The sequence below is a fragment of the Viridibacillus sp. FSL H8-0110 genome (assembly GCF_038003565.1).
In the GTDB taxonomy this organism is placed as follows: Bacteria; Bacillota; Bacilli; order Bacillales_A; family Planococcaceae; genus Viridibacillus; species Viridibacillus arenosi.
In genome coordinates this window covers 272,001-290,572 of the sequence record NZ_JBBOPJ010000001.1, presented here as the reverse complement: position 1 = coordinate 290,572, position 18,572 = coordinate 272,001, and the positions used below count along the sequence as shown (strand labels likewise).

Sequence of the window (18,572 nt, the reverse complement as noted above, 5' to 3'; positions counted from 1 at the left end):
AACAATTGCAAGTTGGATAACTTATTACATTTATCTAACTTTTTCGTTATAATACAAATAATTGAATTTACAGAGGAGCAAATACATGCTAAAACAGTTTTTTTCCTATTACAAACCGCATAAGCGATTATTTATTATCGATTTTACAAGTGCTGTCATCGTTGCAATTTTAGAACTTGCCTTCCCAATTGCCGTACAATGGTTTATTGATAAACTTTTACCAAGTGGCGAATGGGGCACAATTGTAACAGTGAGTGTACTACTATTAATCATTTATCTTTTTAGCACCTTGTTGCAATATATCGTCAGCTATTTAGGTCATAAACTTGGCATTAATATTGAAACAGATATGCGACAAGAACTATTTAATCATGTTCAAAAACAATCATTCCGCTTTTTTGATAACACGAAAACAGGCCATATTATGAGTCGGGTGACGAATGATTTATTTGATATTGGTGAGCTCGCTCATCACGGCCCAGAAGATCTTTTTATTGCCATTATGACGTTCTTCGGTGCTTTTGCTATTATGTTCAGTATTAATCCACAACTAGCCATTATCGCTATAATAATGGTACCCTTTTTAGTTTGGTTAGTAACATATTGCAATGTCAAAATGAATGTAGCTTGGAAATCGATGTATGGAAGTATTGCAGACGTCAATGCTCGCGTAGAAGATAGCGTGTCAGGTGTACGTGTTGTACAAGCATTTACAAACGAACAATTTGAAATGGATCGCTTCAAAGTAAATAACGGTCGTTTTCGTCTTGCTAAGCTTGCCGCATATAAAATTATGGCTGGTACACATTCCAGCATTTATATGATGACCCGCCTTGTTACACTAATCATATTGGTTGTTGGAGCATGGTTGAGCTTTAACGGATCGCTAACTTACGGTGAACTCGTTAGTTTCGTGCTCTATTCAAATGTACTGATTAAACCAGTCGATAAAATTAGCGCTCTCTTAGAGTTGTATCCAAAAGGAATGGCCGGTTTCAAGAGGTTTCGTGAGCTTATTGATCAAGAACCTGACATCCAAAATCGGAAGAATGCAATTGATGATCATGCATTGTCAGGAAATATTCAATTTAAAAATGTACATTTCAGATACGAGTCTTATAAAGAGATTTTGTCCAATATAAATTTATCGATTCAAGAAGGACAGACAATTGCATTCGTTGGTCCTTCAGGTGCTGGTAAAACAACGATTTGTTCATTAATACCAAGATTTTATGATGTTACTGAAGGTTCGATTTCAATTGATGGCATTGATGTACGTGATATGACGTTACACTCTTTACGCTCACAGATCGGTATCGTACAACAGGACGTCTTCTTATTTACCGGAACGGTCCGCGATAATATTGCTTATGGTAAACTTGAGGCTTCATTTGAAGAAATTCAAGAAGCTGCAAAAAAGGCTCATTTAGAGGAATTTATCGAAGGTCTTCAAGATGGTTATGATACACAAATTGGTGAAAGAGGATTAAAGCTATCTGGTGGTCAAAAACAACGATTAGCAATTGCACGTATGTTCCTAAAAAATCCTCCAATTCTCATTTTAGATGAAGCAACATCTGCACTAGATACAGAAACAGAGAAAATTATTCAACGTGCTTTAAATGAACTTGCAAAAAATCGTACGACTCTCGTCATCGCTCACCGTCTTGCAACAATACGAGATGCCGATCGAGTAGTCGTCGTCACTGAAGACGGGATTGCTGAAGATGGTAAGTACGATGAACTTGTCGCAGCAAACGGACTTTTCACAAAGTTACACAACATTCAATTTAATCAAAACTAAAAGAGTAGAGAGTCAGTTTCACAACGACTCTCTACTCTTTCTTATTTCAAGATAAATTCAGCAAAGCGATTTGCGTCTGCTTCTTTCATTTCAACTTTCAATACAGTACCTTCTTCTTCATATGCTGTTTCTTGAATATTACTATACTCATTCAAATACGAGACAATATCCCCTCGATCATATGGTATACATATGCGACATGTTACATAATCAGAGAAAATGTGGCGACGAACAACCTGTAAAAGTTCATCCAATCCCACACCATCTTTTGCAGCCATCCAAACCGTATCTCCACTTACACGAGGATACTCCACATTAGCAAGATCAGCCTTATTGTACACGTATACTGTTGGAACATCTTCAACCCCTACAGCATGTAATGTATCATTCGTTACTTCCATCATATACTGATATTCTTCGTTTGAAGAGTCCACAACATGTAAAAGTAAATCCGCATCTCGTGCTTCTTCCAAAGTAGAACGAAACGCCTTTACTAAATGGTGAGGTAATTTACTAACAAAACCGACAGTATCAGTTAATAAGAAGCTTTTATGATCAGGCAATTCAATTTGTCGAACCGATGTTTCAAGAGTAGCAAAAAGCATATCCTTTTCGAATACTTGCTTATGTTCGTCATGCTCAGTTTTACGTAACAATTGATTCATAATTGTCGATTTCCCAGCATTCGTATATCCTACAATGGATACGACTGGGATTTCATTTTTACGTCGTTGCTTACGTTGAGTTTCTCTTTGTTCTTTGACCACTTCTAAATCACGGCGTAATTTTGCAATTTGATCTTCGATTTTACGACGATCCAACTCGAGTTTCGTTTCACCTGCACCACGGTTTTTGAAACCGCCGCCTGTTCCTCCACCTTGTCGGCTAAGGGACGCATGCAAACCTACTAAGCGTGGTAGCATATATTGTAACTGTGCTAACTCTACTTGCATTTGTGCTTCTTTCGATTTTGCACGTCTAGCAAATATATCTAAGATCAACATTGTACGATCGATTACTTTACATTCTAAATCAGCCTCAAGATTTCGTATTTGAGATGGTGATAACTCATCATCAAAAATGACTAAATTTGCTTCTGATTCATCGTAGAAATTTTTAATTTCTTCTATTTTACCAGTTCCAACATAATGAGATGGATTTACACGTTCTAAATTTTGCGTAACGGTGCCAACTACTTCTACATTTAGCGCTTCAGCTAAATTTTTAAGCTCCTCTAGTGAATATTCAAAATGAACATCCCCTCGTAAATTAACACCTACTATTACGGCTTTTTCAATTAATTCATCCAACTAATTTCCTCCTCTTACTACGCAAAACAAAGAGTATGAATATATTATTAACTTCCTACTGAAAATAAAAAACAGTAAAGTAGAGCTGATATTGCTACTCTTATTTTACTATTTAATATGAAATTCTCTAATAACAGATGATTCATAATCACTCCGCTAAACATTTAAACAGTTTCACTCAAATACCATTTAGAAAACCTTTATTTAAAAAGGTAAATTTATCCTAACATATTCGATTCTTAACTCTCAACCTTTTGCAATTTCGATTGTATGCAATCGTTCTTTACTATTATGCTTTTCCTCAAAAACAAATACTGTATTCCCCAGCTTCAATGTATTCCCCTTTGTAGGTAATGATAATAATCTTGACCACTGAATAAGCTTCTCTTCTACATTTTTCACGTGGAAGGTACAGCGTTTAATCGTCAATTCCTCATTTTCTGGTTTGACTGTTCCATCTTCTCTTAATGACGAATAACGTTCCTCATCCGTCTGCTCCCACTGTATAAAAAATGGGTATGGTAAAGTATGGTCTATTTTATGATCGATGAAAAGCATCTTCCATTTGCGTAATCCGCCATTGGACGTTCTTCTCTCAGCAGGAATAATACCTGATGTACGATAGCCCATTTTTTGAAAATAGCGATTCTTCTTTTCTATATCGTTTGAACGTAAGCATAATGATGCAAAACCTTCACCATCGGCAATATCATATAAAAGTTGTTTCACTAAAGGCTGAGTTGATTGTTTCGCTATATTTTCATCTTCAATAGCCAGCCATTCGATATAACTATTCTTTGTATAAAATAGTGCATTATACGTTCCCCAATCCAAATGCTGCCCACCTTTAACAGGATGTAAACCTTCAATTTGTTCCTGTTCGACAACCTGCTGTGGATTTTTTGTTGTGAAATATACGACATGATCTAATTCAAACATCCCTATCACCCCTTATGTATATAGAAAAGTCCGTAGCTGTATGTATGCAAGCATAGCCAACTACGGACACAAGAATGATTAGCCTTCTTGTTCTTCTTTCAATAACTCTATTGTTCTATCAAACTCTTCTTCAATTTCTTTATTAGGTTTATACGTTAATAAACTAACAACAACCGCTACAAGTAGACAGATGATAAATCCTGGTACAATTTCGTACATAGCCGCATGAAGCTTATCATTTGAGCCCCAAACGTAAGCTGTCACTGCCCCAGTTACCATACCTGCTAATGCACCCCAGTTTGTGATTTTCCTCCAGTATAATGTCAATAAAATAATAGGTCCAAATGCTGAACCAAAACCTGCCCAAGCAAAAGATACTAAATCCAAAATTTTATTATCCTGTTTCCAAGCTAACGCCATAGCCAAAATAGATACTAAAAGTACGGACATACGCCCTAAAAATACATATTGTTTATCTGAAGCATTTGATTTAAATACAGCCTTATAAATGTCTTCCACTAATGCAGATGACGTTACGATTAATTGAGATGAAATCGTGCTCATAATTGCGGCTAAAATAGCCGCAAGCATAATACCCGCAATGAACGGATGGAATAAAATTTGCCCTAAAGCAATAAATACTGTTTCAGGATTCTTTAATACCCCAGCATTTTGTTGATAATAGGCAATACCAACAAGCGCGGTTGCAACAGCACCAAATAAACTTAGGAACATCCAGCTTATTCCGATTCTACGAGCTTGTTTTGTTTCCTTCACACTCTTAATAGCCATAAAACGAACGATAATATGCGGTTGACCAAAATAACCTAGCCCCCATGCCACAGTAGAAATAATTCCTGTAACCGTTGTACCAGCAAATAAACTTAATAGTTTTGGATCAACTTCTTTTATTGAATCTACAGTTTCTCCAAATCCACCTGTTAAAAATAAACCAAAAATCGGAACAATTATAAGTGCTAAAAACATGACTAATCCTTGAATAAAGTCTGTATAACTAACAGCTAAAAATCCTCCAAATAGTGTATATGCAATTACCACACCAGATGAAATTAATAGACCCATGTGATAATCATAACCAAACGAACTCTCGAAAAATACTCCACCTGCAACCATTCCCGAAGAAACGTAGAAAGTAAAGAACACAAGAATAATTAAACCTGAAGCAATGCGAAGTAACTTCGTTTTATCTCTTAAGCGATTATCTAAATAGCTTGGAATTGTAATTGAATTATTTGATACTTGTGTGTACATACGTAAACGTGGTGCAACAAACACCCAGTTCAAATATGCTCCTACCGTTAAACCAACTGCAATCCAGGCTTCTATTAATCCACTTGCGTAAATTGCACCTGGTAGCCCCATTAATAACCAACCCGACATATCTGCTGCTCCCGCACTTAATGCTGTAACTGCAGGTCCTAATGAGCGCCCGCCGAGCATGTAATCTGTCAGATTAGCCGTACGCCTAAATGCATACCAGCCAATTACTAACATAGCAATCATATAAATAACGATTGCAATGAGTTGATACGTATTATCAGACATGATAAATCTCACTCTTCCCTTCACCTATATGATATAGCCATTTTATCATGATTATCCTAGCATAAGTAAGTAGAGTAGTATATTTATTCATAACGTGTAAACAATTCTCATCTGTAAGATCACTAAAAGAAAGATAAAGTTATTCAAAACTTCAACATATTATCTATGCTCATAACAACTCACTTCACTAGGTGTGATTGTGATAATTCTCTTAATCTAAACTTCTGAATTTTCCCTGATGCTGTCATTGGATATTCATCTGTAAACTGAATATACTTCGGAATTTTATGATAGGATATCTTCCCTTTACAATATGCTCTGAGCTCCTCTTCCGTGACAGACGCCCCTTCTTTTAATATGACCCAAGCCATTAGCTCTTCTCCATATTTTTCATCTGGTACTCCGACAACTTGAACATCTTGAATTTGTGGATGCTCATATAAGAACTCCTCCACCTCACGTGGATAAATATTTTCACCGCCTCGAATCACCATGTCTTTAATCCTCCCTGTAATGTCGATGTAACCATCCTCATCCATAACTGCGATATCACCTGTATGAAGCCAACCTTCGTGATCGATTGCTGCATGTGTAGCTTCCGGATTATTATAGTAGCCCTTCATAATTAAATAACCACGCGCACATAATTCACCCGGTGTACCAATCTGTGCTTCATCCCCAGTCACTGGATCAATAATCTTTACCTCTACATTCGGATGTGGTTTCCCCACTGTAGATACACGCTTTTCAATCGAATCATCCGTGCTTGTTTGTGTAATAACTGGTGAAGATTCTGTTTGACCATAGCAAATCGTAATTTCACGAGCACCCATATCGTTAATGACCTTTTTCATTACCTCAATTGGACAAATTGACCCCGCCATAATCCCTGTACGCAGTGAGGATAATTCAAACTTACCAAAGTCGGGATGATTTAGTTCAGAGATGAACATTGTAGGTACCCCTTGTAGTGCTGTACACTTTTCATCTTGCACGGTTTGTAACACTAAGCCCGGTTCAAATTGTTCCAACACGACCATTGTAGCACCACGTAATACAGAAGCTAATGTACTCATCACACAACCAAAGCAGTGGAAAAATGGCACTGGGATGCACAAACGATCATGCTCCGTTAAGTGAATATACTCTCCAACTAGCTGAGCATTATTTACGACATTATTATGTGTTAACATGACCCCCTTTGGGAAACCTGTGGTACCTGATGTGTATTGAATATTAATAACATCATCTGGATCCAGAGATTGAAAACGTTCTTCTAATTCTTCATCTGTCACTTGCTCCGCGAATTCTACAAGTTCACTCCATTTATAAATACCAGGATAATCATTTTCACTCATAACTATCACTCGCTTGAATTGTGGTAATTTCTCTGATTGAATATAACCTTTTTTAGAGTTTGTTAATTCTGGGCATATTTTTCGGATGATATTAATATAAGAGGTACCTTTAAATTCCTCTCCTAGTATTAATGTCGTCGAGTCCGATTGCTGTAGCAAATATTCAAGTTCATTTTCTTGATAATTCGTGTTTACTGTTACAAGAACAGCTCCCATTTTCCCTGATGCAAACTGACTAAGTAGCCACTCTCTCTTATTATCCGACCAAATGGCAATATGCTCCCCTTTTGCAATCCCCATACCGATAAAAGCTTTCGCTAATTCATCTGTTTCGTGATTAAATTCTGCATAAGTTTTTCTCACATTATTTTCAGGATACACGTATGCCTCATTATTCGGAAACGCTTCCATTGTATTGCGTAAAACTTCTCCAACAGTCTTATGTAATAACATAAAACAGCCCCCCTTTGTTCGAAGTATTATCTTTTATTATTTTATCACAAAATTCTGATTAATTAACTCATTAAAATGGTAGAGTTTATTAGTTATTATCATTTTTTCCAATAAAGTATAGTAATCTTTTGTTCTCTACATTATTATTAGTTAATAAGATTTATAAAATATTTACAACATAGATACCTTATACCTATCCATAACTATTAGAAATTATTTATTTAAGGAGGTCCTTTACTATGAACATGCAATTATTATCTAAAGAAGATTGGAAGAGAAAGAACTTTTTTATTTTCCTAGTAACAATCATCGCTTCGGGCATAGGTTTTCTAGCACAATTACTTTTCGACTCGCACCCAATGGTCAAACTTGTAATTGGTAGTATTTTTGCACTCTTATTAATTTCTTTTCTTATTGAACGTAAATTAGCGATTTTCGAACGTTTCTTTCCATACTTCATTCTATTAATGGTCTTCTTCACTATCATGGGCTCAATACTTGGTGAAGGTGTCAGTACATTGGGTTCTATTGCATTATCCTTTTTCTTATTAATAGTATCTAGTATTCATTCAAGTAAAAAGCTGTTGATCTTTGGTTACCTTTTAAGTGCTATTTCAATGGTCTTAAACCAAATATATTTTGAACAAGTGGATATGATGTCTAGTCAATTTAAAAACTTAGTACTTGTTCATTTCTTATCTGGTATCGCAATCTTTTTACAAATCCATCAAAATACACACAACGCAAATAATAACGCTAAACTATATGTAGAATTAGAAGAGAAATCTCATCAAGAAACTATGTTGATGGACAAACTATCTTCATCAGTTCAAACGATTACAACAAATCTTCAAAGCATTACACAAAATACTGACAGTACGACAGCTGCACAACGAGAGATGCTTATCGCTGTTAACGAGATTAGCGCTGGTTCGGAGCAACAAGCTGATCGAATTTCAGACATCGTACTAAACTCAGAAGCTACAACACAGACAATCCGTGGCATTTCTACTTCACTGAAAGAGGCTGTGCAACAATCTAGCCAGGCGGGTACCCAAGCAACGAATGGTGCTACTCGTATGCAAATAATGAAAAATGATATTGATGACTTCACAAAATTCTTTATCGATTTAAGTATGGCCTTCAAAGATTTAACAGAAAAAATATCTGAAACAAACTCCTTTACAGTAGCGATTCGTCAGATTACGGAGCAAACGAATTTACTGGCATTAAACGCCTCTATTGAAGCTGCTCGCGCTGGTGAACATGGTAAAGGTTTTGCTGTCGTAGCTGATGAAATTCGTAAACTTGCTAGTGTAACAGATGAAACGCTCGTGAAAATTGATTCAAACTTACGTAACGTTAATGAATATAACGAAGTGACCCTCATGAAATTAGAAGATGGAATGAACAAGATATATAAACAAGTATCAGAGGCTGAACACTCTACAACCGCCTTCAATGAGTTACACAAAACTATGGAGACATTGCAACAACAAATGACTCAACTATTGACTAATATGACGCAAATAGAAGGCAACTCCGAAACCATTCAGCAAAGTACTACTGAGTTTGCAGCTATTATTGAAGAAAGTACGGCGGCTCTCGAAGAGCTAAATGCGACCCTAGTAAACTTAACAGAGGAACAAGCTCAAATTGCTAGTTACGTTAACCAAACATATGAAGTGGCGAATTCAATAAAAGCATAGTCTATTATTTTCTCAACTATCGGCATCAAATTGCCGATAGTTTTTTTATTTATGCTCGATTGCCGAATACCTAGGAATACGATAACAATAGACTTTTTTCTAATTAAGATATAAAAATGCAGTTTCAAATAATATATTTAGGTCAAATCTATTGACTATAAACTTAAACGTGGTAGAATCTTTATTAACTTCAATGCGTTGAAGCGACAAAGTATATATTCCGAGTGATGGACATAGTAGGTATTTTACAGACAGCAATTAGAGACTAAGTAATCGGTGCAAACTTAGGTCTGTTCTATAGATGAATTACACCATTAGATACTCGTTTTAAATGAAGTGGTTGGATACAATTATTCAACAATTAGGGTGGTACCGCGGAGTTCTCCTTCGTCCCTTTTTATAGGGATAGAAGGATTTTTTTATGCCATTTTAATATATAGGAGGATTTCTATGTTTCGTATTCAAGCTAAAATTACACCATCTTTTTTTGAAGCCTTACTTCTTGTAGGCGTCATTATTGCCACAATGGGGATTAGTATTGCTAAATTTGATGCAGTACCTCATATGCCAATTATTATGAGTATCTTATTGTTAATCGCATATGGCTTAATCAAAAAGGTTTCTTATAAACAACTAGAAGAAGGTCTAGTTGAAGGTTCTAGAGCAGGTTTAAGTGCCATTTTCATCTTCTTCTTTATCGGCATTTTGATTAGTAGTTGGATGATGGGTGGTACCATCCCTACAATGATTTACTTAGGTTTCCAAACTATTACGCCACATTTCTTTTTTGCTGTTGTATTTCTTGTTACTTGTATTGTAGGTGTTGCTATTGGTAGCTCACTTACTACTACTGCTACAGTTGGAGTTGCGTTTATCGGCATGGCCAGCGCAATGGATATTTCTTTAGCGATCACTGCTGGCGCTATTGTTTCAGGTGCTTTTTTTGGTGATAAGATGTCACCTCTATCTGATACGACTAACCTTTCATCTGCCATTGTTGGTGTAGACTTATTTGAACATATTAAAAATATGGGATGGACAACGATTCCTGCATTTTTCATATCATTAATTGTTTACGGTGTAATTTCACCGAATAAAGAATTACAACACGCAGACAAAATTGATTCATTCCAAAACGGGCTGTTACAAACAGGTATGGTGCATTGGTACACGCTCATTCCATTAGTTGTTCTAATCGTGTTCACATTTAAAAAAACCCCGGCAATTATAACATTAGCAGTTAGTTCTATTTCAGCTATTATCGTTTCTTATTTCCATACACAATTTGGATTTAGTGAAATAATGGACATTTTATTTAACGGCTTCAAATCTACTACAGGTATTGAAGACATTGACTCCCTACTTTCCCGTGGCGGAATTAATAGCATGATGTTCACAATCGGACTTGTCCTTTTAGCACTAAGTATGGGAGGCTTGTTGTTCACTCTTGGTATCGTGCAAGCACTATTATCTAAAGTAGAAAGCTTCTTTAAAAGTACTGGCTCTGTTATTACAGGTGCAGCCGTTACAGCCATCGGTATTAATACATTAATCGGTGAGCAATACTTATCTATTTTACTAACAGGTGAAGCTTTCCAAGCACAGTTCAAAAAGGTTGGCTTAAAAAGTAAAAACCTTGCACGTGTAATGGAGGATGCAGGTACAGTTGTAAACCCACTCGTTCCTTGGAGTGTATGCGGTATTTTTATCACTAATGTATTAGGTGTTTCAACTTGGGCGTACTTGCCATTTGCCCTGTTCTGTTTGTTATCACCAATTTTAACAATCTTATTTGGTTGGACAGGCAAAACACTTTCATACATTGATGAAAAATAATTACTCAACTTCTTTTATTCTTTGATGACGGCGAATTATGGTACACTAATGCCAACTATTAAACAATAAAGAAGGCGAGTAATAATGGATTATCAAGAAATGACACAAGCGTTATTGCAACGGTTGTTAAATAAAGAATTAATAGCTGCTACAATTAGCCAGCCACGCGCAAAGTCAAATGAAATTAAACGTATTAAATTAAAACCAATCGAACTAAAAGGCATTTATCATATTCAGCTTGAATATCAATATGAACGTATTTTAAAGCACGAAAATATACCATTATCTTCTATTGAAAAGACAGTTAATGATCTCTTTGAGAAATTCCGTCAGTTTCATGGTGAATTCACTAGTGAAAACATACAGATTCAACTATCTAAGAAAAACAAAGTATTTTGGAAAGATGAACAAACAGCAAATAAAACGGTCGACCTTTCACATAATCGCAAAAAGAATTACCTACTAGATCCTGAAACAGTTTATCCATTCCTCATCCGCTTAGGGGTGCAATCTGCTGATGGTAAAGTGAAAAAGCAAAAATATGATAAATTCAAACAGATTAATCGCTTTATCGAATTTATCCATGATTCACTCGATTATTTACCAAAGGACCGTACCATTCGTATACTCGATTTCGGTTCAGGTAAATCCTATTTAACGTTCGCACTTTATCACTATTTAAAAATCGAGCAAGGGTTGGATATACGTGTAACAGGTTTAGATTTAAAGAAGGAAGTCATTGAGCATTGTGCACAGATCGCCAAGGATTTAGAATATGATCAACTTGAGTTTTTAGTTGGAGATATTAACGACTATAATGATGAAACAACTGTCGATATGGTCGTTACTCTACATGCATGTGATGTTGCAACAGATATGGCTTTAGCACGCGCAGTAAAATGGGGAGCGAAAGTAATTTTGAGTGTTCCTTGCTGCCAACATGAATTAAATACTCAAGTTCAATCTTCACCACTTGATATTATGCTTCAACATGGTTTAGTTAAAGAACGTTTTGCTGCACTAGCTACAGACTCTATTCGAGCAGAAATTTTAACACTTGTTGGTTACGAAACACAGCTGCTAGAGTTTATCGATATGGAGAATACACCGAAGAATATTTTAATTCGTGCATACTTCACAGGTAAAAAAACAACAGTTATTCAAAAGGAACGCTATGAAGCCTTTACAAAATTTTTATCTGCAAAGCCATTCTTAGAAAAAGAATTAAAGGAATATCTCAACTAATAATTTCTCCTGTGCCAATATTTGGTATAGGGGATTTTTTTACAATTAAAATATTTTAAGAAGCACTGTGAGAGAAATCATATCTATTCCTTCCATTTTAATGATACACTTTTACGCGAAAAGGAAACTAATTCCATTAACTTGAATTTTTTGTCTAGAAAAGCATTGACTTTTCACTGATAATGATTATCATTATTGTAGATATAAAATCGAATCGCAGAGAGTAGGATATCAATGAAGTCAAAATCATTATTAGCCATTTTATTAGCAGGAAGCGTTATCGTAACAGGATGTAATAACTCAGATAAAGAATCTTCTGTTAAGAATTCATCAACTGAAGCAACAAAAGATACAAAAGTAATTGACTTACAGGCCGAAATAGATGCATATAAAGAATTCGCACTTGATCAAATGGATCAATTCACAACTGAAACAGAAAAATTTGTTACCGCTGTAAAAGCTGGTGATATTGATAAAGCAAAAGACATTTATCCAAACGCGCGTATGTTCTTCGAACGTTCTGAACCAATCGCGGAAAGCTTCGGTGACCTTGACCCACGTATTGATGCTCGTTTAGCTGACCTTGAAGAAGAAGGTCAAGGAAAAGAAGACTGGAGCGGTTATCATAAAATTGAGTACGGATTATGGGAAGAAAACACAACAAAAGGCTACGAAAAAACTGCTGATCAACTACTTAAAGATGCAAAAGAACTACGCGCTCGTGTCGAAACAGTTGAAGTAACTCCTGATTTAATGATGACCGGAGCAATCGATTTATTAAACGAAGTTTCTACATCTAAAATTTCAGGAGAAGAAGAAATTTTTTCTCATACTGACTTATATGACTTCAAAGCTAATGTTGAAGGTGCCGAAAAAATCTTCACTATTTTAGAAAGCAAAATCGAAGCTAAAGACCCTGAATTAGCTAAAAACCTAACAAAGAAATTTAAAACAGTTAACGATTTATTAGCTAAACATGAAACAAAAGATGGCTATGTTTCATACACTGAACTTACTAAAGACGATACAAAGGCATTAGCTGAAGCAGTAAACAACCTTGGAGAACCATTAAGCCAAATGGCAATCATAATGGAGTGAGATTACAATGACTGAAACAAAAGAAGAAAAAATCTATGATAAAAAAATTTCGCGTCGTCAAATGCTGAAAATGACCGGTCTTGGTGCTGCTGGCGTAGCCATTGGTGCTACAGGTTTCGGTGGCGTCATCAAAACATTTGGAATGGATTTTTTTGATGACGATTCAACCACTACAAACAAAGTAAATTTCTATGGCCAACATCAATCTGGAATTGCAACAGATGTGCAAACTAATATCTATTTCGCTTCTTTAAATGTTTTAGTTACTTCTAAACAAGAATTGCAAGAGTTGTTCAAAATGTGGACACCTCTTGCAGTTCGTTTAATGAATGGCGATATGATTGGCGATCCAACGACTAATGGAATGATGCCTCCAAAAGATACCGGAGAGGTAAAAGGTCTTGATGCAGCAAATTTAAGTATCACTTTCGGAGTTGGACCATCTCTTTTTGAGAAAAAGGAATTCGGACTTGCTTCTAAAAAACCAAACGAATTAAAAGACTTGCCCCACTTCCCAAAGGATCAACTAGATGCTGCTTACACTGGTGGGGATATTTGCATTCAGGCATGTGCTGACGACCCACAAGTGGCGTTCCATGCAGTTCGCAATCTCGTACGTGCTGCTTCTGGCAAAGTATCTTTGAAATGGTCACAAGCTGGCTTCAATGCATTCCCTGTTTCAAAAGGGAAAAAACAGACTCCTCGTAATCTATTTGCTTTTAAAGATGGCACAGAGAATCCCACTACTTCTAACAAAAAAGATATGAATGACGTTGTTTGGGTACAATCTGGAGAATCCAAAGGTTGGATGACTGGGGGTTCTTATTTAGTTGCTCGCCGAATCCAATTACATTTAGAAACTTGGGACCGTACTTCTTTAAAAGAACAAGAAAATACATTCGGACGTCATCGTGATAGTGGTGCACCTATTGGCAAAAAAGATGAATTTGAAGCGATGGATATTGATCGAAAAGATGATAACGGAAATTATGTAGTCCCTGAAACATCCCATGTCTTCCTAGCGAAATCTGTCGATGCACGCATACTACGTCGCTCGTATTCATACTCATCAGGTGTTATGGATGCTACAGGCTCATATGACGCAGGATTGCTTTTTGTTTCATTCCAAAAAAATCCTGATCAATTCATTAAAATTCAAAACAGTCTAGGTCGATTAGATAAAATGAACGAATATATTACCCATCGAGGCAGTGCCTTATTCGCTTGCTTCCCTGGTATACAAAAAGGGAGTTATATCGGTGAAGCACTTTTTAAAACACTGTAGTCAAATTGCGATTATTCTTGGGCTAATCATTTTAACATCAATACATCCTGTAAGTGCTGCTGTATCTTATAGTCATTTATATATTTCTATTAGTGATGCCATTATGAGCTCTAAGCAGGATCAAGACAAAGAAGCGATTGATGCGATTAAGACATTCCAGTCTGATTGGAAAAAGACTGATGTAAATACATCTAGTGAAAAAAAGGCAATCGAATCCTCTTTAGATGAAGCTCTAAATGCCTCATCTAAAGAGGACCGTCTTACTGCACTTACAAAGCTATCCAAAGCATTAACAGCTTTAGAAAAAGCTGAAAATCCTGTAGACGAACAAGCCGAACGTACTGGGTTTTTAAAAACGATTACTCCCGCCCTGAATTTGCTGGACAACGCCATTCAAACGGGGGACTTAGAAAAGATTGAATCTCAGTACAATCAGTTCAATGCTTTTTGGAATAAAAATGAACGTCCAGTACGCGAGCATGATATTGCTGCATATGGTCAAATTGAAACACAGATTTCCTTTATGCGAATGACACTTGCAGATGACAACCCTAATATCGATTCATTAACAGATCAATTCGACTCATTAAAAAAAGCAATTGATAACTTTGCAGCAGGAAAAAAAACAGCTACTCAATCTGGTACCTACTCCCTGCAAACATTATTAGATTTAATTGATGAGGCAAAAGATCAAATTGATGAGGAAGAATACTCTAAAGCATCAGCAACTATTAAAAAATTCATCACTACATGGCCAAACGTTGAGGGTGATATTCGCACGAAAAACGCCAGCCTATATACGAAAATTGAAAGTGATATGCCTATCATAGCCAGTAATTTAATGAAAGATGCTATAGATGAAAAGGACATTAAATCTCAGTTAAACAACTTTAAACAACAAATCCAGCTTATCCAAGGAGATCAGAACTATAGCTTCTGGGATTCAGCATTAATTCTTTTACGTGAAGGTTTAGAGGCTTTATTAATCATCATTGCACTGATAGCTTTCTTAAAAAAATCTGGACAAACACATATGGAAAGATGGATTTATATTGGAGCTGGAATTGGTATTGGGTTAAGTGCTGTGGCAGCTATTTTAATGTCTACATTATTCAACTCGACAACTATTAATACAAGCCGTGAAATGTTAGAAGGCTATATTGGACTTGCAGCTGCAGCAATGATGATTGGTGTAGGTGTGTGGATGCACAGCAAATCCAACATCAAATCATGGAATAATTACATTGCTAAACAAATGAATCATGCGATGTCTAAACAAAGTGTTTGGGCAATGGCATTTATCAGCTTTTTATCTGTTTTCCGTGAAGGCGCTGAAACGCTTGTTTTCTATGCAGGGATTGCACCTAAAATGTCGACTTTCGACTTCACTTTAGGGATTGGCATTGCACTTCTTATTTTAATTGTTGTAGCCATCGTATTACTGAGAGCAAGTGGCAAAATCCCAATCCACTACTTCTTTGCTGTCGCAACCATTTTAATCTATTTATTAGCATTTAAAATTATCGGTGTTAGTATCCATACATTGCAGTTAACAGATGTCTTACCAACGTCCATCATTAGCGAACTTCCTGTCTGGGCAAATATTGGTTTTTATCCAACAATCGAAACTATCATTGGACAATCTATTTTAATTTTCTTAGTGATAGTTACATTCTTCTACAAACGTCACAACGAAAAAGCAGTTAATTAAGATAAGAAAAGAGCGACTAGCTGATTGGCTAGTCGCTCTTTTTTTATAATTATAATTCTTGTCGTAACGCTTGAATAACATCAATCTTTGTTGCTTTACGTGCTGGTCTCCAACCTGAAAGTAATGCTACTCCAATACTAATAGCTGAAGCTACAAGTATTAGTTGCCAAGGAATATCTGAGAATACAATATCCGCTTCTTGGAATTGCTTTGAATCAGTAGCCATATCAATAATAATTGGCAATAGCCAGTTTGATAAGAAACTAATACCGTATGATATAACAATTGCAATCGCTGTTCCTAAAATACCAATCCAAGCACTTTCCATTAAGAATAATCGCTGGATCAATTTCGGACTTGCCCCAATCGCCTTCATGACCCCAATTTCACGAGTACGCTCAGTAACAGCCATTGTCATTGTATTGAAAATACCAATAGAAGCAATTAATACAGCAATCGTCCCTACAAAGATTAAACCTACTTTAAATGCTAAGAATATAACATTGATATCATCTAATTGCTCAGTAACTGAGTAAACACTTAAACCTTTATCCTTCAGTTTGGCTATTACACCTTTTACTGCTTCTAAATTCGTAGCATGTACTTTTATCTCCGGATAGAACATATCTTTTTCAGCTTTTATGTTTTTCGAATCTTTTACAGATGCCTTATAAATATTATAAAACTCGCCTTTTAGTTCATGACTAAATAGTATCGTATTTTTAATAAGCCAATCTTTTGCCGGTTTTTCTGATACACCAACCACTTTGAATGTTAACTCTTTATTAATTGCCTTATCATTATCATAATCTTGTAGTTTTACTGAAATTGTTTTACCTACTAGCGATTCCTTGTAACCAAGTTTCTTTGCTTGCTTAGTAGAAGTTGTGTCATTTTCTGCAGATTCCTCATTTAACTTTTCTTGCTCTTTCAACTCTGCTTTCGATAATAAATTCTCTGCAAAATGATAACCAACTACAATTTCATCAGAATTTTGAGGTAGACGACCTTCAGATAATTTACTCCCGACCTTTTCTTCGTTATCAAATTCAGTCATGTTTACTGGTACGCTATTTGTACGTTCCTCAAATTTTACGTTAGCCGATAGTTGAGCATTTGTTTTTTCAACCACTGCTCTGACATTCTCCATTTTTCTAATGGCATCTACATCGATTTTCTTTTGAGGATCTCCGTGTACCTCAATTTCTGTCAATTTTTGATCTGTTAAGATTTCTCTTTCCATCGACCCTTGTAAACCAAAACCGATGGATGCTAATACAATTAAAAACGCACATCCCATAGTAGTTGCTAAAACAGTTGTAAACACACGTAGCCTATTTTTCTTTAAGTGTTGTCTAACAAAATCTACTTGATCCTTAAATAACATATTACAATACCTCCTTAACTAATTCGCCATCGTGCATTCTGAATTTGTGATGTGCTATATTAGCCACTTCTTCATCATGTGTAATAATGACAAACGTTAAATTCAACGCTTTATTAAGGCTTTGAATAAGGAGTAAAATATCTTGCTCTGTTTCCGAATCTAAACTTCCTGTAGGCTCGTCCGCTAATAATATCGGCGGATTAGTTACTAATGCACGGGCAATACTAACACGCTGTTGCTGCCCACCCGATAACTCATTTGGATAATGGTCTGAAACATTTTCCAACCCTACTTGTTGTAATAGTTCTTTTACTTTTACCTTCCGCTTTGCAGAAGGAATACCTTTAATCTTTAGTGGTAATTCAATATTTTCAAACGCCGTTAAACCCGGCATCAGTTGAAAGTTTTGAAAGATAAATCCAAAATTTTCTAATCGGAACTGCGCATGAGTAACTTCATTCATAGAAACTGTTTCTTGACCATTGATAACAATTGATCCAAATTCAGGCGTCATAAAGCCAGCAATAGTATTTAGCAATGTCGATTTACCAGATCCACTCTTACCAACAATTGAAACTATTTCTCCTTTTGCCACATCGAATGATAAATCCTTCAACACTGGCACTTTTTTTTCTTTACCTTTTTTTCCTATAGCAAATGTATGACTCACATTTTTTATTTCAATCAATTTATTTTAGCCCCTCTCCACTTACTTACTGAAATTAAGTATATACATAGATTCTTAAGTAATAAGGAGGATAAAGATGAAGAAATTCTTAAGATTAGATATAGTGGCGTTAAGGTTTTCAAATTAATTTGTGTAGACGCAAACTTTTCGTGGTACTTCCAAGTCAAAATATTGTAGTGTTTT

13 protein-coding genes are annotated in these 18,572 nt (G+C 35.8%); 7 read left to right on the top strand and 6 right to left on the bottom strand.

The features are described from left to right. The first annotated feature begins 85 nt into the window (after positions 1 to 85). Complete coding sequence (locus MHH98_RS01490; RefSeq protein WP_038186211.1) at positions 86 to 1,804, top strand: ABC transporter ATP-binding protein; 1,719 nt, start codon at positions 86 to 88, stop codon at positions 1,802 to 1,804. 41 nt (positions 1,805 to 1,845) lie between these two features. On the opposite strand, the gene hflX is transcribed toward MHH98_RS01490, so the two are convergent. The 4 genes from hflX to MHH98_RS01470 all read right to left on the bottom strand — a co-directional run bounded on the left by hflX (position 1,846) and on the right by MHH98_RS01470 (position 7,430). Continuing rightward, positions 1,846 to 3,114, bottom strand: a complete 1,269-nt coding sequence (gene hflX / locus MHH98_RS01485) for a GTPase HflX (protein WP_076034764.1) — start codon at positions 3,112 to 3,114, stop codon at positions 1,846 to 1,848. 246 nt (positions 3,115 to 3,360) lie between these two features. After that, complete coding sequence (locus MHH98_RS01480; RefSeq protein ID WP_038186216.1) at positions 3,361 to 4,053, bottom strand: VOC family protein; 693 nt, start codon at positions 4,051 to 4,053, stop codon at positions 3,361 to 3,363. 78 nt (positions 4,054 to 4,131) lie between these two features. Continuing rightward, the gene (putP, locus tag MHH98_RS01475) at positions 4,132 to 5,619 is read right to left on the bottom strand and encodes a sodium/proline symporter PutP (protein WP_038186219.1); all 1,488 of its coding nucleotides are present in this window, start codon (positions 5,617 to 5,619) and stop codon (positions 4,132 to 4,134) included. A gap of 179 nt (positions 5,620 to 5,798) precedes the next feature. Then, the gene (locus MHH98_RS01470) at positions 5,799 to 7,430 is read right to left on the bottom strand and encodes an AMP-binding protein (RefSeq protein WP_038186221.1); all 1,632 of its coding nucleotides are present in this window, start codon (positions 7,428 to 7,430) and stop codon (positions 5,799 to 5,801) included. Positions 7,431 to 7,669: 239 nt separating this feature from the next. Between MHH98_RS01470 and MHH98_RS01465 the strand changes: the two genes are divergently transcribed. The 6 genes from MHH98_RS01465 to MHH98_RS01440 all read left to right on the top strand — a co-directional run bounded on the left by MHH98_RS01465 (position 7,670) and on the right by MHH98_RS01440 (position 16,314). Then, complete coding sequence (locus MHH98_RS01465) at positions 7,670 to 9,139, top strand: methyl-accepting chemotaxis protein (RefSeq protein WP_340712182.1); 1,470 nt, start codon at positions 7,670 to 7,672, stop codon at positions 9,137 to 9,139. Positions 9,140 to 9,589: 450 nt separating this feature from the next. Beyond that, a complete protein-coding gene (gene nhaC, locus MHH98_RS01460; RefSeq protein WP_038186238.1) occupies positions 9,590 to 10,975 on the top strand; it encodes a Na+/H+ antiporter NhaC in 1,386 nt (461 codons plus the stop codon). Positions 10,976 to 11,059: 84 nt separating this feature from the next. Continuing rightward, the gene (locus MHH98_RS01455; protein ID WP_038186242.1) at positions 11,060 to 12,220 is read left to right on the top strand and encodes a class I SAM-dependent methyltransferase; all 1,161 of its coding nucleotides are present in this window, start codon (positions 11,060 to 11,062) and stop codon (positions 12,218 to 12,220) included. A gap of 234 nt (positions 12,221 to 12,454) precedes the next feature. Further along, entirely contained in the window at positions 12,455 to 13,318 is an 864-nt protein-coding gene (gene efeO / locus MHH98_RS01450) for an iron uptake system protein EfeO (protein ID WP_038186245.1), read from the top strand. 7 nt (positions 13,319 to 13,325) lie between these two features. Further along, positions 13,326 to 14,603: an iron uptake transporter deferrochelatase/peroxidase subunit gene (gene efeB / locus MHH98_RS01445; protein ID WP_038186248.1), complete on the top strand. Its 1,278-nt coding sequence runs from the start codon at positions 13,326 to 13,328 to the stop codon at positions 14,601 to 14,603. Then, a complete protein-coding gene (locus MHH98_RS01440) occupies positions 14,578 to 16,314 on the top strand; it encodes an FTR1 family protein (RefSeq protein WP_038186250.1) in 1,737 nt (578 codons plus the stop codon). Before efeB ends, MHH98_RS01440 begins: the two co-directional genes overlap by 26 nt. 49 nt (positions 16,315 to 16,363) lie before the next feature. Here the strand turns inward: MHH98_RS01440 and MHH98_RS01435 are convergent, their stop codons facing one another. Together MHH98_RS01435 and MHH98_RS01430 are read right to left on the bottom strand one after the other, a co-directional pair. Then, a complete protein-coding gene (locus MHH98_RS01435) occupies positions 16,364 to 17,701 on the bottom strand; it encodes an ABC transporter permease (RefSeq protein ID WP_038186253.1) in 1,338 nt (445 codons plus the stop codon). Between the two features lies 1 nt (position 17,702). Further along, the gene (locus MHH98_RS01430; RefSeq protein ID WP_038186267.1) at positions 17,703 to 18,389 is read right to left on the bottom strand and encodes an ABC transporter ATP-binding protein; all 687 of its coding nucleotides are present in this window, start codon (positions 18,387 to 18,389) and stop codon (positions 17,703 to 17,705) included. Positions 18,390 to 18,572 lie beyond the last annotated feature (183 nt).

Excerpts from the sequence above, each read along its gene's own strand:
- MHH98_RS01490 (WP_038186211.1), top strand. The coding sequence starts at position 86 with ATGCTAAAACAGTTTTTTTCCTATTACAAACCGCATAAGCGATTATTT.
- MHH98_RS01480 (WP_038186216.1), bottom strand. The coding sequence starts at position 4,053 with ATGTTTGAATTAGATCATGTCGTATATTTCACAACAAAAAATCCACAG.
- putP (WP_038186219.1), bottom strand. The coding sequence starts at position 5,619 with ATGTCTGATAATACGTATCAACTCATTGCAATCGTTATTTATATGATT.
- MHH98_RS01470 (WP_038186221.1), bottom strand. The coding sequence starts at position 7,430 with ATGTTATTACATAAGACTGTTGGAGAAGTTTTACGCAATACAATGGAA.
- MHH98_RS01465 (WP_340712182.1), top strand. The coding sequence starts at position 7,670 with ATGAACATGCAATTATTATCTAAAGAAGATTGGAAGAGAAAGAACTTT.
- nhaC (WP_038186238.1), top strand. The coding sequence starts at position 9,590 with ATGTTTCGTATTCAAGCTAAAATTACACCATCTTTTTTTGAAGCCTTA.
- MHH98_RS01455 (WP_038186242.1), top strand. The coding sequence starts at position 11,060 with ATGGATTATCAAGAAATGACACAAGCGTTATTGCAACGGTTGTTAAAT.
- efeO (WP_038186245.1), top strand. The coding sequence starts at position 12,455 with ATGAAGTCAAAATCATTATTAGCCATTTTATTAGCAGGAAGCGTTATC.
- efeB (WP_038186248.1), top strand. The coding sequence starts at position 13,326 with ATGACTGAAACAAAAGAAGAAAAAATCTATGATAAAAAAATTTCGCGT.
- MHH98_RS01435 (WP_038186253.1), bottom strand. The coding sequence starts at position 17,701 with ATGTTATTTAAGGATCAAGTAGATTTTGTTAGACAACACTTAAAGAAA.